Source organism: Longispora sp. NPDC051575 (assembly GCF_040681875.1).
In the GTDB taxonomy this organism is placed as follows: Bacteria; Actinomycetota; Actinomycetes; order Mycobacteriales; family Micromonosporaceae; genus Longispora.
Window position 1 is genome coordinate 100,308 of record NZ_JBFAZP010000001.1, and the last position, 14,202, is coordinate 114,509.

Sequence of the window (14,202 nt, forward strand, 5' to 3'; positions counted from 1 at the left end):
GCGCGGCCTGCCGGCAGGTTCTCCCCGTCGACGCGGGCAGCCGATAGGGTGGCCCGATGACGTCGATCTTGCTGAGGAACGTGCGGCCGTGGGGCGGCGAACCGGTCGATCTCCCGATCGTCGACGGGACCATCGCCGAGCACCGCGCCGACCTGGACGAGTACGACGGCGGCGGCCAGATCGTCATCCCGGCGCTCGTGGACGCGCACGCGCACCTGGACAAGACCAGCTACGGCCGGCCGTACCGGCCACACACCGCCGGTGACTCGCTGGCCTCGTTGATCGACAACGAGCGCACCCATCGCGGCGGGCTGGGGTCCGTCGCCGACCGGGCCGGCGCGCTGCTCGACCGGTACATCCGCGGTGGTGTGCTCCATGTCCGCAGTCACGTCGACGTGGATCCGGTCATCGGCCTGGACTCCGTCCACGGGGTCAGGCAGGCCGCCGCCGCGCGGCCGGTGACCGTGCAGATCGTGGCGTTCCCGCAGAGCGGCCTGGTCACCCGCCCAGGGACAGCGGCGCTCATGGCCGAGGCCATCGACGCGGGAGCCGACCTGATCGGCGGCATCGATCCGGCCGGCTTCGACGGCGACCCGATCCGGCACCTCGACACCATCTTCGAACTCGCCGCCGGCAAGGGCGTCGGCCTCGACATCCACCTCCACGACCGGGGCAGCCTCGGTGCCTGGCAGATCGACCGCATCGTCGACCGGACCCTGGCCATGGACCTGCGCGGCCAGGTGACCATCGCGCACTGCTACGCGTTGTCCACCGTCGAGGCCGACCGGCAGACCGCCCTGATCGACCGGATCGCCAGCGCGGACATCGCGCTCACCACCACCGGCCCCGGCACCACCCCACAACTCCCGCTCAAGGCCCTCGCCTCGGCCGGCGTCCGGGTCGGGATCGGACACGACGGGGTGCGCGACCTGTGGAGCCCGTACGGCACCGGGGACCTCCTGGAGAAGGTCCTCTCGATCGCGGTGATGGCCGGCTACCGCCACGACGAAGACATCGCCTCGGTACTGCGCCTGGCCACCCACGGCGGCGCCGACATCCTCGGACTGCCCGGCTACGGACTCACACCGGGCAGCGCCGCCAACCTCGTCCTGCTCCCGGTGTCCCACCTCACCGAGGCCGTCACCGAGCGGCCCGACCGCACCGTCATCGCCGCCGGGGACATCCTGACCTGAGTCGGCCGGGTGACGCTCGGGCACCTGATTCCGTTGTGCGGGTGCTCACCCGGCGACGGTCACGTACCTGATTGTGCCCGCCATCGGGACCTGCGAGCTTGAGGACACCGCGCCGCTCGGCGGGGTACCCCTCAAGGGTCCCAACACCGAGGTCAGCGTCTCGCACCACCTGCTCGTCATGCAGTACGACGGCAACCTCGTCTGGACCGACAACCTCCACCACGCGCTGTGGGCCCCGGGCACGTGGGGGAACTCCGGCAAGGGCTACTCCGCGCTGGTGTCCTGACGGTCCGCGACAGCGCGGGAGCCGTCGTGTGGAGGAACGCGGCCGCCACCGGTGCCGGCCGGAAGCTCGCCCTGCAGGGCGATGGAAATCTGGTCATCTACGAGGCCGACGGCAGTCCCTGGTGGGCGATCCGCTGACCCGGACGCCCCGCTGTCCTCCGGGACGGCGGGGCGTTCGGGCCTTCCTGGGGCTGTGCGCGCCCCGTACCTAGGCGCCTGGCCGGAAGTCTTGTCCGTAACCTTCGGGTAGCCAGGGTGATGTCCAGGGTGCGGTCGCGGCGAGCATCTGGGCTGGTGTGTGGTTTCTGAAGTATCCTTCCACCGGAGAAGCCAAAGAACTGTTTGACATTTCGAGATCTCAAAGTACTCTTTGGCATATGCGGATCACTGACCCCAAGGCGATCAGGGCCCTGGCCCATCCGCTCCGGCTCAACCTGCTGGAGCTGCTGGCCGCAGTCGGCCCGGCGACCGCCGCCCACTGTGGACGGGTGCTCGACGTCTCCCAGGCGAGCTGCTCCTTCCACCTCCGCCAGCTCGCGAAGTACGGGTTCGTCGTCGACGCCGGCCCCGGCCATGACCGGCGCGAGCGGCAGTGGCAGGTGCCCGAGTCCCGGCCGATGCTCCGGATCGGAGCGGGCGGCGACGAGGTCGTCCGGCGCGAGCTCGCGCGGGTCGTGGTCCAGCAGGCCACCCAGGCGATCCTCGACGGGGTCGACACCGCGGAAGGCTCCGAGTGGCGCAGCATCATGAGCGCCATGGCCGTGCTGACCGCGGAGGAGGCCGCCGACGTCAAGGAGAAGTGGAAAACACTTCTCGAGCCCTACATAGCAAGGACCCACCAGCCCGGCCGCCGCCATGTCCGCTACTTCATGGCAGCCACCCCGCTCCCGGAGGACCCCCGATGATCGACTTTCTGACCGCCTCCGCCGCCGGGTCCCTAGACGTCCGCTGGATCCACGGCGCTGTTGACGAACCCGCGATCCAGGTGCACCACTACGACGAACACACCGTCATCCTGCGACAGAGCAAGGCGGTGCACTATGAGGCGCCGTTCCTGTTCCTGCTGTTCGGCAACGACAGGGCTCTGCTGCTCGACACCGGCGCGACCCCCGAGCCGGAGCTGTTCCCGCTCCGCGCCACGGTCGACGCCCTCATCGCGGACTGGCTCGAGGCCCACCCGCGCGACGGATACGAACTGGTCGTCGCGCACACCCACGGGCACGGTGACCACGTGGCCGCCGACGGCCAGTTCACCGACCGCCCGGCGACCACCGTGGTGTCCCGTGAGCTCGAGGCGGTGCAGGCCTTCTTCGGGTTCGACGACAGCTGGCCGGCGCGGACGGTCACCTTCGACCTGGGCGGCCGGGTGCTGGAGCTCCTGGGCTCGCCGGGCCACCACCGGGCGGCGATCACGATCTACGACCCGTGGACCGCGATCCTGTTCACCGGGGACACCGTCCTGCCGGGCCGGCTCTACATTTTCGACCACTCGGCCTACCTGGCCACGCTCGACCGCATGATCGACTTCGCGGGCACCCGGCCCGTGCGACACGTGCTCGGCTGCCACGTGGAGATGACGAGCCGACCGGGTCTCGACTATCCGCTCGGCACCACCTTCCAGCCCGACGAGCAGGTCCTGGAGCTGACGGCCGGCCACCTGGCGGAGATCCGGGACGCGACCTTGTCCGTCGCGGGCCAGCCGGGTGCGCACGCCTTCGACGACTTCGTCGTCTACAACGTCCCCGCCGACGCGTCGTGACCTATTGTCCGTAACTCGCCCGTGTTGAGCTGGGTGCGAACGTGAGGACCTCGCCGGGTTCTGCATCGGGGTTACCACACTCCACTGCAGACCCGAAGAGGCCACGATCAGTATGCGCCCGCCCCATGTCTACGCCAACATCTCCGAGGATCAGTACCACGACCTGGTGTCGGCGTTGCATCGTCAATGGCGGCCCGCGACCCGGGCGGTCATGATCGTGCTGTCCGCCGGCGGGATGTCGGCAGCCGACATCGGCGCGTTGCTGCACTATGACCCGGTCACCGTCCGGCGGTGGATCGCCCGCCACGATGGTGACGGCGTGGCCGGGCTCACCGACAGGCCCCGGTCAGGACGTCCCCGGCTCGGCTCACCACGCCGACCGGACGCGTCTGGACCGCGATGAAAGCCGACATCGCCAACACCGCGCCCGCGACCCTGGCCGACCGAATCCGCCAAGCCCACGGGTTCTTCAGAAACCACACACCAGCCCGGATGCTCACCGCGACCGCACCCTGGACATCACCCTGGCTACCCGAAGGTTACGGACAAGACTTCCGGCCAGGCGCTTAGGGCGTGCCGGCTCGCCGGGGTGCTTCGTTCGCCGCGTCGAGCAGTTGGCCGGCCGTCGGGGTGCGCTCGTAGAGGACCTCCCGGCCGGCCCGGCGGGACCGGACCAGGCCGGCGCGGCGCAGGACCGCCAGGTGTTGGCTCACTGCCGGCGGGGTCAGGCCCAGGTTCGCGGCCAACCGCGTGGTGGACACCGGCAGGTCCAGGTGGGCCAGTATGGTCGCGCGATGTCGGCCGAGCAGGGCGCTCAACGGGGTGTGGTCGGTGTCCGGCATGGACGCGGCCTCCCAGACCGCGCCGATGCCGCGGGGCGGGTACACCAGAGTGGGTTGGTAGTCGGGGTAGGTGACCAGGCCGAGCCTCGGCCAGGCGAACACGCACGGGACGAGGAGGAGCCCGTTGCCGCGCAGGTGGTGCTGGCGGGTCCGGTTTCCGAAGGTGAGCCACAGGCTGTCATCGTGGTAGTCGACCTGCGGATGCAGATGGGCGAACACCTGGTGCAGCCCGCCGGCGGCGAAGGCCATGGACCGGTGGTTTCGGTCCTCGTCCAGGACGGCCCGCAGTCGGGGCCAGACGGGTTCGACCGCCGCCCGCCAGTAGGCGCGCAGGGTGTCGACGAGCGTGCCCAGTTCGCGGTCGGGGTCCTGGAACAGTGGACGAAGCTGCGGGGGTAGCCGGCCGGCGTCCTCGAGTCCCGCCAGGCTGGCACGCACGTCGGCGGCGGGGGTGGCCCGCAGGCGGTGGAGTTCGTCGGCGATGTCGCCGTCCCAGCGGCGCGGCGGTGGGGCGACGAAGTCCGGCAGGCCGCAGGGCTGGGTGACCAGAGCGACCGGCACCGACAGGTCGAGGTGGGCGACGCGTGGCCGGGTGGCCGTCACCCAGGGCTGGTGCAGGTGCCGCCGGTGCGGCTCGGCCATCAGCGTGGCCAGGCTGGCGACCAGCTCGTACAGCGGTGACCGGGCGAACCGGACCTGCGACAGCTCGACCGCGTTCAACGGCATCTCGATCACCCTCGCAGGCTAGCCCGACGCGGCTTCGAGAGGCGTCGATTAAGCCTGATCGCAATCGTGGCGGGGTCCGCCGCCACCGCAGGATGCTGCCTGGGTCCAGTCACAACGGGTTCGGAGGAGACACTGTGAGAATCACTCGTACCGCAGCGGTGAGCAGGCTGACCGCCTGGCGGAACCGCGTGTTCACGGCGACGGCCGTGGGCGCGCTCGCGGTGGGCGCGTTCACCGCCGTCGGGCCGGCGAGCGCGGCCCAGGCGGGCGCGAACATCGTGCCGTGGGTCTACACGAACTGCGCCGCCGGGTACTCCTGCTACTACTCGCAGGCGGGCGGCAACGGCTCGAAGTTCACCGCGCCCTACTCGGGGTACTGCCGTAGCGCGGTCGGCTACGCCGGCTCGGTCACCAACCGGGGCGGCAACCAGGTCGAGGTCTACGACTCCTGGAACAACCTGATCGCCTGGGTTTCGCCGGGGTACAGCGTGCAGAGCTTCACGGGCGTCACGGCGAATTGGTACTGCTCCTACTGATCCACGGGCCCGGCCGGCCACGGCCGGGCCCACCCTCATCGCGAGCGGGCCGCCCCTGGCCCGCTCGCGGCCGATCGGACATGGAGGACAGGTGAGAAGAGCACAGGTGGTGCGGCTGATGTCCGCGCTCGCCCTGGCCGGTCTGGTCGCCGGCTGCGCCACCGCGCAGGCCACTCCGACCACCGAGGACGTCCGTCGCGCCCGGGCACTGGTGACGGAGATCGGCCGCCTGGTCGATCAGAACCAGACCGCGCAGTGGCGACTGATCGACGCCTGCATGACCGCGCAGGGCTTTCCCGCGCACACCGGCGGCGACCAGATCGGCAACGGGTCAACCCTTCCCGACCCGCTGGGCAGCTCGCCGGACCTGACGGCCGCCCGCCAACGTGGATACGGCGACGACCGGCCGGAGCAGGCCGCACGACCGGAACCGCTGGCCGCGCAACCGCCGGAGTACCGCGCGCGGTACGTGAAGGCGCAGACCGGCGCGGAGGTCGGGCCGGACGGCCGGGCGGCACCCACCGGCCCACCGGCGGGGTGCGTGGGCCGGGCCCGCGCGGTCCTCTACGGCGAAGGCGGCAAGCCGCCCCCCGGTGTGCTGCTCGACATCGGCGACGCGGCCGCGAAGGCGCACGCCCGGGACCAGGGGGTGGTCTCGATCCTGCATCGATGGTCGGACTGCATGACCGCCGCCGGCCACCCGGGCCTCGACAGCCCGCGTGCCGCCCAAGTCCGGGCCGCGCAGCTCCGACAGGCCACCCCGTCGGCACCGCCCGGACCACCGGTCCAGGCCGAGATCGATCTGGCCACCGCCGACGCCGATTGCGCCGACCGCACCGGCAGCCGCGCGGTCCTGGCCAGGTCCTGGGACACCCGGCTCGGGGTCGCCCTGGTCCACGCCGAGCCGGCGCTGATCGCCAATCGCGACCAACTCCGAGCCGCACTGTCCCGGGCCGAAAACGCTCTGCCCAAGGAATAGCGAACTTTCGCGCATGTGGACACAGAGTTGTAGGCGCGGCGTCGGGGTATCGCCTATCCCCGGGCCGCGCCTACCGGACGATGGTGCCGAATGGCCAACTCTTTCCTCAACTCCGTCCTACCACCACGGGAACGGGAACCAGTTCCAGTGGAACCAGGGGCTCACGTTGATCCAGATCTGAATGCCATGATCCCACCACCACATTGTCCTCACCTCTTCCTCTATGGAACTACCTTCATCGTTCCCCTTCCGTGGCGGGAATGTGGGCGATAGAGAGTATCTGCCCCGTTGCGTCAGGACACCGGAGCTGGCGTGCGTATCCTGTCGACGCACTCCTTCGTATTCATTGGACAGCTAGTTTCGGCGACAAACGAAAAACATTCGACGGGTACCAATCCTGATGGCGGACAGCGACGAATCCCCATGGGAAAAGTACTTCCGCTGAAAGTTGTACATGCACCTGGATCCCGCCGGCGGTGAACGTGGCGGGCCGGTGGGTTTGGCGGCGCTATCGGACGGTGATCGTGCCGGTCATGTATTGGTGCAGTCCGCAGATGTAGGGATACGTCCCAGCCTTGGTGAAGGTGAACGCATAGGTGGCGCCACCGCTGAGGTCGGCTGACGCGAAGTACCCGTCGGAGGCCTTGACGTTATGTTTGGCGCCGTCTTCGAACTTCCAGGTCACCTTCGCGCCGACGGGCACGGACAGGTTCTGCGGTGTGAAGGTGAAGTTCCTGACCTCCACCGTGGTGTCCCCGTCGGCCGTGACGGCAGCGTTCGACGAGGTGGGTGTGGGGCCGGCCGGGTGGTCGGCCGCGGGGGACGAATTCCCGCAGCCGGCCAGCGCGACGGCCACACACCCGCCGGCCGCGACGAGGCGCAGCCGGGCGAGTGGTGTGGACATCGGTCGGCTACCGGGTGAGGACGTCGGGTTTGACGGCCTTGTCGACCGGCACGAACGACAGCGGGACCGGGTACTCCCCCAGGACGAAGTGCAGGATCGCCGCGTGCATCTGTTCGACCGGCTGGATGGTCGCGGCGGTCATGATGCCGCCCGGGTCGGTCACGTTCGCCGCCGCGAACGTGTAGGTCTGGGCGGCCGACTCCTCCAGGCCCAGCGCCAGCTTCACCACGGAAGCCACCGAGTCCGTGGCGCCCAGCGCGTCGACGGCACCCTGGGTGATCGTGAGCGGCGCGCCGTCGATGGCCGGGAGCTTGGCCTTGGTGAGGACCCCGTTCCAGGCGGCGGCGTGGTCGGCGTGCTGGGCGCGGGCGGTGGTGATGAACGTCGCGATCGCCGGCGGGACGGTGCCGAGCTTGCCGTCGCTGGCCCTCTTGAGAGCTCCGTCGTAGGCGGTGACCGCGAGGTTCTCCAGCGCGGCGGCCAGGGCGACGACCCGCAGGTCCCCGACGTACACCGACATGGTCGTCGACGCCTGGGGCTTGGGGGTGTCCTTCTTGTCGTCACTGCCGCAGGCGGCCAGTGCGCCGAGCGCGGCGACACCACCCACGCCCAGCAGGACGCCACGGCGGGACGCGGCGGCGCGGCTGAGGTTGTCGGTGAACTCCCCCAGGGTGCGGCGCACGTCCGGGAAGGTGGCCTGGTGCATGTCGTCGAGCTCGCGGGTCATCGAGGACAGCTCGGCCTCGGTGATCGCCATGGGTTCCTTGCTGCGGCGGATCACTTCACTGCCCCTTCCTCGGGCGGGGACGCTTTCGCGGTGGGGAAGAACGCGTCGGGGAAAGCGACGTTGCCGGCGGCCGACGGCAGCTTGGCCCCGTCCGGCGGCAGCGCGATCAGGTCGGCGGCGTTGCTCGCCAGCAGCGCCTGCACGGCGAGCAGGACGGCCTTGTGCTGAGCCTCGACCCCGGCGACGCTGGCGAACAGCTGCCGCAGTTCCGGGGTGGTCACCATGCCGACGTTCTTCACGTACGTCTGGGTCGCGACATCCTCCAGGGTGATCGCCAGACCGACGACGTCGCCGGGGCCCTTGATCGTCGGCACCGCGGCCTGCACGACCGGCGTGTACTTCGGGTCGGTGGCGGTCTGCTCCTTGCCGCCGAGCTTGACCACGGCGGCGTTGAACGCCTGGCCGTGCTCGGTGTGCTGGGCCATCGTCTTGGTCGCGAACGCCTTGACCACCGCGTTGGCCGAGTCCCCACCGATGAACGGCAGGGTCAGCGCGGTCTTGTAGGTGAAGACCGCCAGGTTCTCCAACGACGCGGCCGTCTGCAGCATCATCATGTCCGTCTTCGCGTCCGCCCACGCGGGGCCACCTGTCGCCAGGGCGGCGATACCGACCGCGCCGACAACGAGTGCGGCACCCGCCAGACCCCTGCTGCGGGGTGCGGATGCCCGGGCGTCGAGTGTCTGCTCGACGTAGTCGTCCAGTGCGGCACGGCCGGTACGCATCGCGTCGGAATGCAGGTCCTCGGACTGCACCGTCAGCTCGCGTAGCCGGCCATCATCGATGGCTCGATTCACGGGAATTCCCCACAATTCATGTTGAGAGTGAATAACGCCTCACATGAAACATACGGAGCAGGTCGGACGGCGGATGGGTCGACGACGGCAGCTTCTCAGGTTCGCCCGTGTCCGGACCGCGTGAGCCGCACCGCCAGACCCGTCCCGGCGGGCGTCCGGGCCACATCCGACATATGCGGCGTATGTCCGATACGCTGCTCGGGGCCGGGTGCGTCTCACCGTGCGGCGATCGCGATTACCCGACCTCCCGTCTGGGTAGGGACGTGTTGCACACCCGTCGTCCCAGGCTCCGGCGACACATCACGTCCCGCTACCGATCAGGCGCCTGTCGCGCGAAGAGTTGCTCCCGTCGAGGCACAGGCCGACCGACCGGGCACACCACCAAGGAGTTCTCGTGGTTCACGTAGTGCGCACCTTCCTCGTCGACCGGCCCGTGGACGTCGTCGTGGCCTTTCTCGCCGACTTCTCCAACGCGCCCCGGTGGGATCCCGGCACCGTCCGCTGTACCCCGACGAGCACCGGGCCCTTGCGGGTCGGATCGACCTGGAGGAACGTGTCCAAGGTTCTCGGACGCGAGACGGAACTGGACTACCGCCTGCACCGCCTGGACCCCGACCGGGTGACCCTGGTGGGCACGAACAAGACCGCCACCTCGACCGACGACATCACCGTCAAGCCGGCGCCCGGCGGAGCCGAGGTCACCTACAACGCGACGATAGAACTGCACGGGCTCGCGAAACTCGCCGCGCCCATCATGAAACTGGAGTTCGAACGGCTCGGGAACCTCACCGAGAAGAAGATTCGAACCACGATCGCCCAACTCTGAGCAGGGACGGGGCGACTCCGCCATGGGCAGGACCGTGCTGGTGACGGGCGCGTCGGGGTTCATCGGGTCGCACCTGGCCGCCGAGCTGGAGTCGGCCGGGCATGACGTGCGCGCCATGACCCGGCATCCCGAAACCTACGACGGGGCGGGCACGCCGGTCGCCGGTGACGTCACCGACCCAGACAGCCTCGACGCCGCTCTGACCGGCGTCGACGTCGCCTACTACCTGGTGCACGCACTCGGACGCGACGACTTCGCCCGCACGGACGCCCAGAGTGCCCGCCACTTCGCCGCCGCCTGCACGCGGGCCAAGGTCGAGCGCGTCGTCTACCTCGGCGGCCTGGGAGTCGACGACGGCGAGCTGTCCGAACACCTGCGCTCGCGCCGGGAGGTCGAACGTCTCCTCAGGGAGGGCGACTGCCCGGTCACCGTGCTGCGCGCGGCCGTGGTGATCGGCCACGGCAGCATCGGCTGGGAGATGATCCGCCAACTCGCCGGCCGGCTCCCCTTCCTCGTCACGCCCCTGTGGGTCGGCACCCGCATCCAGCCGATCGCCCTGCCCGACGCCGTGCGCTACCTGGTAGGCGTGTGCGAGCCGGACGACGCGCGCGGCAGTACCTACGAGATCGGCGGTCCGGAGGTACTCAGCTACCTGGACATGCTGACCCGCGCGGCCGGTGTCATGGGCAGGGCGCTGCCGTACCTGTTCGTGCCCTTCGTGACCCCGAGGTTGTCCTCCCTGTGGCTGTCACTGGTCACCGACGTCGACATCACCACCGCCCGCAACCTCGTCGACTCGATGACCTCCGAGGTGATCGTGCGCGGACACCCCATCACGGATGTCGTTCCGGGCCCCTCCGTCGGGTACGAGGAGGCGGTCCGCCTGGCCCTGGCGGACCGAGTCCGGGCGCTCGGCCGGTGAGGGACCCGGACGCGCCCGGGGGTCACCGCTCGCCAGCCGTGAGCACGGGCGCCCACAGTGGCGACGTTGCGGCGGCGGCGATCCGGCGCCGCCGCGCCGTGGTCGCCGCGACCCTCGTCGGGGGTGCCGTCGTCCTCGGCATGTCCTTCGCCGTCCGACCCGGCGACCCGTCGTTCTACCTGCTCACGCTCGTCCTGGCCGGCACCTGGACCATCGGCGGGCTGCTGTCGGGGCCGCTGCGCCTGGGACGGCTGTCGCTGCTCGGCAGGCTCCGCAGACCGGTGCTCACCCCTGTCCTCACCGGGCTGGTCGCGTCCGCGGTGTTCGTCGGCGGAGCCCTGTTCGTACGCGAGATACCCCTCCTCAGCGGGTTCGTCGACGACGTGTTGGCACACGCGCACCAGGGATCCCTCGCGCTCATCGCGGCCATCACCGTGGTCAACGCCGTCGCCGAGGAGATCTTCTTCCGGGGGGCGCTGTACACGGCGCTCGGCGGCGCGTACCCGGTACTGCTGTCCACAGCCGTCTACACCCTGGCCACGGCGGCCACGGCCAACCCGATGCTGGTGTTCGCCTCCGCCGTCCTCGGCCTCGTACTGGCGGTCCAGCGCCGCGCCTCAGCGGGCATTCTGGCGCCGATCCTCACGCACGTCACCTGGTCCGTGACCATGCTGTTGACCTTGCCACCGCTGTTCGGCTCCTAGAACGGTCGGGGGTCCGCGCCAGGCGACGCACGCGGCGCCACGTCGGTGCGCGGGGCGGCCGGCGCGCTTCCCGACGCCGAGCGCATCCGACCGGATCATGTCGTCCTCGTGGAACAAGTCGGTAGGTTGTGCCGCGCTCTGGTCGCACGCGGGGGCGACGGGGCGGGTACGGTGTCGGCGACGCCCCAGGTGTGTTCGGCACGGGGTGCGAGCTGGAGATTGGGCGTTCATGGTGCGCGCGTGGCGGCGGTTGAGCACGAATGCCCTGTTGGCCATCGGCCTGGGGTTGATGACCGTCCTGCTGGTCGCCGCGACCGTCGCCGGGGCCACCGCGCTGCGGCGGACCGGCGCCCTGACCGATCAGATGCTCAACGAACTCACGCCCGCGCGGATCGTGAGCGAGAACCTCGCCACGGCGGTGATCAACCAGGAGTCCGGGCTGCGCGGCTACGCCCTCACCGGCGACGAGGCGTTCCTCGAGCCGTTCAACGCCGGAGTGAAGGCCGAGACCGACTCCCTGGCCCTCCTGCGCACCTATCTCACCGCCCGGCCCGCCGAACTGGCGGCCGTCGACACCGCCGGCCGGGAGGCCGCGGGGTGGCGGACGCAGATCGCCGAGCCGACGCTCGCGGCCGTCCGGAACGGCGGAGCAGGGGTGGTGTCCCCCGCGCAGTTGACGGACGGGAAGAAGCGGTTCGATCAGACCCGGCAGGCCATCGACGCCCTCCGTGAACGGGTCAGACAGGCCCGCGCCGACCTCAAGGCCGAACTGGAGGCCGCCCAGGCGTGGGAGAACACGGTCTTCCAGGCCGTCCTGGTCACGTTCCTGCTCGCGGGACTGGCGACGGTGCTGCTCATCCAGCGCGGGGTCCTGCGCCCGCTGCGCCGACTGGAGCAGGCGACGGAGACGGTCGCGGCCGGGCGTTTCGACGACGAGATCGCCGTGACCGGTCCGTCGGACATCGTGGCCGTCGCCGCCCGGGTCGACTCGATGCGCCGACGCATCGTCGAGGAGCTCGCCTTCACCGTGGGCGCGCGCTCCCGCCTGGAGGAGCAGGCCGCTGACCTGGCCCGTTCCAACGCGGAACTCGAGCAGTTCGCCTACGTCGCCTCCCACGACCTGCAGGAGCCGTTGCGCAAGGTCGCCTCGTTCAGCCAGCTCCTGGAGCGCCGCTACGGTGACCAGCTCGACGACCGGGCCCGGCAGTACATCGGCTTCGCTGTCGACGGGGCGCAGCGCATGCAGGTACTCATCAACGATCTTCTCGCTTTCTCCCGGGTCGGACGGGTCTACGACGACACGGAACCGGTCGATCTCGAAGCGGCCTTCACGCAGGCCGTCACGGACCTCGGGGACCGCATCGAGCGCACCGACGCCACGATCACCCACGACACCCTGCCCGTGCTGCCCGGCGACCCCACCCTGTTGACCATGTTGTGGCAGAACCTGCTCGGCAACGCCCTGAAGTTCGCCGCCCCCGACCGACCGCCCGTCGTGACCGTCACCTCGGAACGTGACGGGGACCAGTGGAGGTTCGCGGTCACCGACAACGGGATCGGCGTGCCGGCGGAGTTCGCGGAGAAGATCTTCGTCATCTTCCAGCGCCTGCACGCCCGTGGCGACGTGTACGGCGGTACCGGGATCGGTCTGGCGATGTGCCGCAAGATCGTCGAGCACCACGGTGGGTCCATCGGCCTGGACACCGGACACGTCGACGGCGCGCGGTTCGTGTTCACCCTGCCCGCAGGCCAAGACCCCGCTCCTGGCCGGAGCACCTCCGAGGACAAGGCGACCGCCAGTGAGTGAACCCGTCGCACCGATCCGGGTGGTCCTGCTCGTCGAGGACGACCCGGGCGACGAGCTGATGACACGCGAGGCGTTCGCCGACAACGGCTTCGCCGGACACCTGCACGTGGTGCGCGACGGGCGGGCGGCCCTGGACTTCCTGCACCAGCGCGGCGAGCACACCGGGGTGCCTCGACCGGATCTGGTGCTCCTGGACCTGAACCTGCCGTTCTACAGCGGCCGTGAGGTCCTGACCGACATCAAGTCGGACCCGGACCTCGTCACGATCCCGGTCGTCGTGCTCACCACCTCCCGGGCCGAGGACGACGTCCTGGCCGCCTACCGGGCCCACGCCAACGCCTACGTCAACAAACCGGTGAACTTCGACCGGTTCATCGAGGTCATCGCCGCCATCGACGGGTTCTTCATCGCGGCGGTGCACCTCCCGCCCCGCTGACGCCACGCCCACCGCGCCTGTCGTTCCGGACACACTGCGGGGCCCGCCGGAACTCCGGCGGGCCCCGCAGTCGCTGGGAGAGGGTGCTAGTGGACGGCTCGTCGGCCGGTGACACCGGCGACGATGGCCACGCCGACGGCGGCGAGCAGGACCTGGATGACGATCTCCGTCCAGTCCACCCCCGGGGTGTCGGCGATGCCCAGGCCCCGGGCGATGGCCGTGCCGACCAGGGCGGCGACGACGCCGACGACCATGGTGAGCCAGATCGGGATGTTCTGCTTCCCGGGCAGGACGAGCCGGCCCAGGGCGCCGATGATGAGGCCCACGATGAGGGCGGAGATGATGCCAGCGATGGTCATGGTGAACCTGCCAATCGGGTCGACGTCGGGGAGTGATGGTTGACGGGGGGCTGACTAGTCGAGGGCGTCCTTGACGTCCTCGACCGTTTCCTTCACGTGGCCCTTGGCGTTCTGCACGGCGCCTTCGGCCTGCAGGTCCTCGTTGTCGGTCGCGTCGCCGATCTTCTCCTTGGCGTCGCCGACGACCTTGTCCTTGATCGCGTCCGCCTTGTCGTCCAGGCCCATGTCCGGCTCCGATCCCGAGGAAGTTGTTGTGACACACCGGTACCCGCGCCCGCGCCGGCCCAAACCGCCCAGGCGACCGTGCGGGGCGCGAGCGGGCCGCCGGCCCCGTGGCCGAGGA

General features: G+C 70.2%; 17 protein-coding genes and 1 pseudogene. 12 read left to right on the forward strand and 6 right to left on the reverse strand.

Annotated features, from left to right (window positions below):
• Window positions 1-56 precede the first annotated feature (56 nt).
• From AB0M43_RS00350 to AB0M43_RS00370, 5 genes and pseudogenes are all read left to right on the forward strand, one after another.
• Window positions 57-1,193, forward strand: coding sequence for an amidohydrolase (locus tag AB0M43_RS00350; protein WP_363719655.1), 1,137 nt, complete (start codon window positions 57-59; stop codon window positions 1,191-1,193).
• 73 nt (window positions 1,194-1,266) lie between these two features.
• Window positions 1,267-1,479 (forward strand): hypothetical protein, encoded by a 213-nt coding sequence (locus AB0M43_RS00355; RefSeq protein ID WP_363719657.1) that lies wholly within the window; start codon window positions 1,267-1,269, stop codon window positions 1,477-1,479.
• Window positions 1,480-1,855: 376 nt separating this feature from the next.
• The gene (locus AB0M43_RS00360) at window positions 1,856-2,383 is read left to right on the forward strand and encodes a helix-turn-helix domain-containing protein (protein WP_363719659.1); all 528 of its coding nucleotides are present in this window, start codon (window positions 1,856-1,858) and stop codon (window positions 2,381-2,383) included.
• The gene (locus AB0M43_RS00365; protein WP_363719661.1) at window positions 2,380-3,237 is read left to right on the forward strand and encodes an MBL fold metallo-hydrolase; all 858 of its coding nucleotides are present in this window, start codon (window positions 2,380-2,382) and stop codon (window positions 3,235-3,237) included. Before AB0M43_RS00360 ends, AB0M43_RS00365 begins: the two co-directional genes overlap by 4 nt.
• 112 nt (window positions 3,238-3,349) lie before the next feature.
• Window positions 3,350-3,807 (forward strand): annotated as a pseudogene (locus AB0M43_RS00370) (helix-turn-helix domain-containing protein).
• On the opposite strand, the gene AB0M43_RS00375 reads toward AB0M43_RS00370, so the two are convergent.
• A complete protein-coding gene (locus tag AB0M43_RS00375) occupies window positions 3,804-4,805 on the reverse strand; it encodes a metalloregulator ArsR/SmtB family transcription factor (protein ID WP_363719664.1) in 1,002 nt (333 codons plus the stop codon). The pseudogene AB0M43_RS00370 and the gene AB0M43_RS00375 overlap by 4 nt on opposite strands.
• A 134-nt stretch (window positions 4,806-4,939) precedes the next feature.
• Here AB0M43_RS00375 and AB0M43_RS00380 point away from each other — a divergent pair, with 134 nt between their 5' ends.
• Window positions 4,940-5,341: a peptidase inhibitor family I36 protein gene (locus tag AB0M43_RS00380; protein WP_363719666.1), complete on the forward strand. Its 402-nt coding sequence runs from the start codon at window positions 4,940-4,942 to the stop codon at window positions 5,339-5,341.
• 91 nt (window positions 5,342-5,432) lie between these two features.
• A complete protein-coding gene (locus tag AB0M43_RS00385; protein WP_363719668.1) occupies window positions 5,433-6,320 on the forward strand; it encodes a hypothetical protein in 888 nt (295 codons plus the stop codon).
• Between the two features lie 508 nt (window positions 6,321-6,828).
• On the opposite strand, the gene AB0M43_RS00390 is transcribed toward AB0M43_RS00385, so the two are convergent.
• The 3 genes from AB0M43_RS00390 to AB0M43_RS00400 are packed head-to-tail and all read right to left on the reverse strand — an operon-like array spanning window position 6,829 to window position 8,805.
• Entirely contained in the window at window positions 6,829-7,224 is a 396-nt protein-coding gene (locus tag AB0M43_RS00390; protein ID WP_363719670.1) for a cupredoxin family copper-binding protein, read from the reverse strand.
• A gap of 7 nt (window positions 7,225-7,231) precedes the next feature.
• Window positions 7,232-8,005, reverse strand: a complete 774-nt coding sequence (locus AB0M43_RS00395) for a ferritin-like domain-containing protein (protein ID WP_363719672.1) — start codon at window positions 8,003-8,005, stop codon at window positions 7,232-7,234.
• On the reverse strand, window positions 8,002-8,805 hold the full coding sequence (locus AB0M43_RS00400) for a ferritin-like domain-containing protein (protein WP_363719673.1): 804 nt from the start codon (window positions 8,803-8,805) through the stop codon (window positions 8,002-8,004). Before AB0M43_RS00400 ends, AB0M43_RS00395 begins: the two co-directional genes overlap by 4 nt.
• 394 nt (window positions 8,806-9,199) lie before the next feature.
• Here AB0M43_RS00400 and AB0M43_RS00405 point away from each other — a divergent pair, with 394 nt between their 5' ends.
• The 5 genes from AB0M43_RS00405 to AB0M43_RS00425 all read left to right on the forward strand — a co-directional run bounded on the left by AB0M43_RS00405 (window position 9,200) and on the right by AB0M43_RS00425 (window position 13,500).
• Entirely contained in the window at window positions 9,200-9,631 is a 432-nt protein-coding gene (locus tag AB0M43_RS00405; RefSeq protein WP_363719675.1) for an SRPBCC family protein, read from the forward strand.
• 22 nt (window positions 9,632-9,653) lie between these two features.
• The gene (locus tag AB0M43_RS00410; protein WP_363719677.1) at window positions 9,654-10,553 is read left to right on the forward strand and encodes an NAD(P)H-binding protein; all 900 of its coding nucleotides are present in this window, start codon (window positions 9,654-9,656) and stop codon (window positions 10,551-10,553) included.
• A gap of 38 nt (window positions 10,554-10,591) precedes the next feature.
• The gene (locus AB0M43_RS00415; protein WP_363719679.1) at window positions 10,592-11,257 is read left to right on the forward strand and encodes a CPBP family intramembrane glutamic endopeptidase; all 666 of its coding nucleotides are present in this window, start codon (window positions 10,592-10,594) and stop codon (window positions 11,255-11,257) included.
• A 250-nt stretch (window positions 11,258-11,507) separates the two neighbouring features.
• On the forward strand, window positions 11,508-13,064 hold the full coding sequence (locus AB0M43_RS00420) for a CHASE3 domain-containing protein (RefSeq protein WP_363719681.1): 1,557 nt from the start codon (window positions 11,508-11,510) through the stop codon (window positions 13,062-13,064).
• Entirely contained in the window at window positions 13,057-13,500 is a 444-nt protein-coding gene (locus tag AB0M43_RS00425; protein ID WP_363719683.1) for a response regulator, read from the forward strand. Before AB0M43_RS00420 ends, AB0M43_RS00425 begins: the two co-directional genes overlap by 8 nt.
• Window positions 13,501-13,586: 86 nt before the next feature.
• Here AB0M43_RS00425 and AB0M43_RS00430 read toward each other — a convergent pair whose 3' ends face one another.
• Entirely contained in the window at window positions 13,587-13,859 is a 273-nt protein-coding gene (locus AB0M43_RS00430; RefSeq protein WP_363719685.1) for a GlsB/YeaQ/YmgE family stress response membrane protein, read from the reverse strand.
• 54 nt (window positions 13,860-13,913) lie between these two features.
• On the reverse strand, window positions 13,914-14,084 hold the full coding sequence (locus AB0M43_RS00435; RefSeq protein WP_363719687.1) for a CsbD family protein: 171 nt from the start codon (window positions 14,082-14,084) through the stop codon (window positions 13,914-13,916).
• Window positions 14,085-14,202 lie beyond the last annotated feature (118 nt).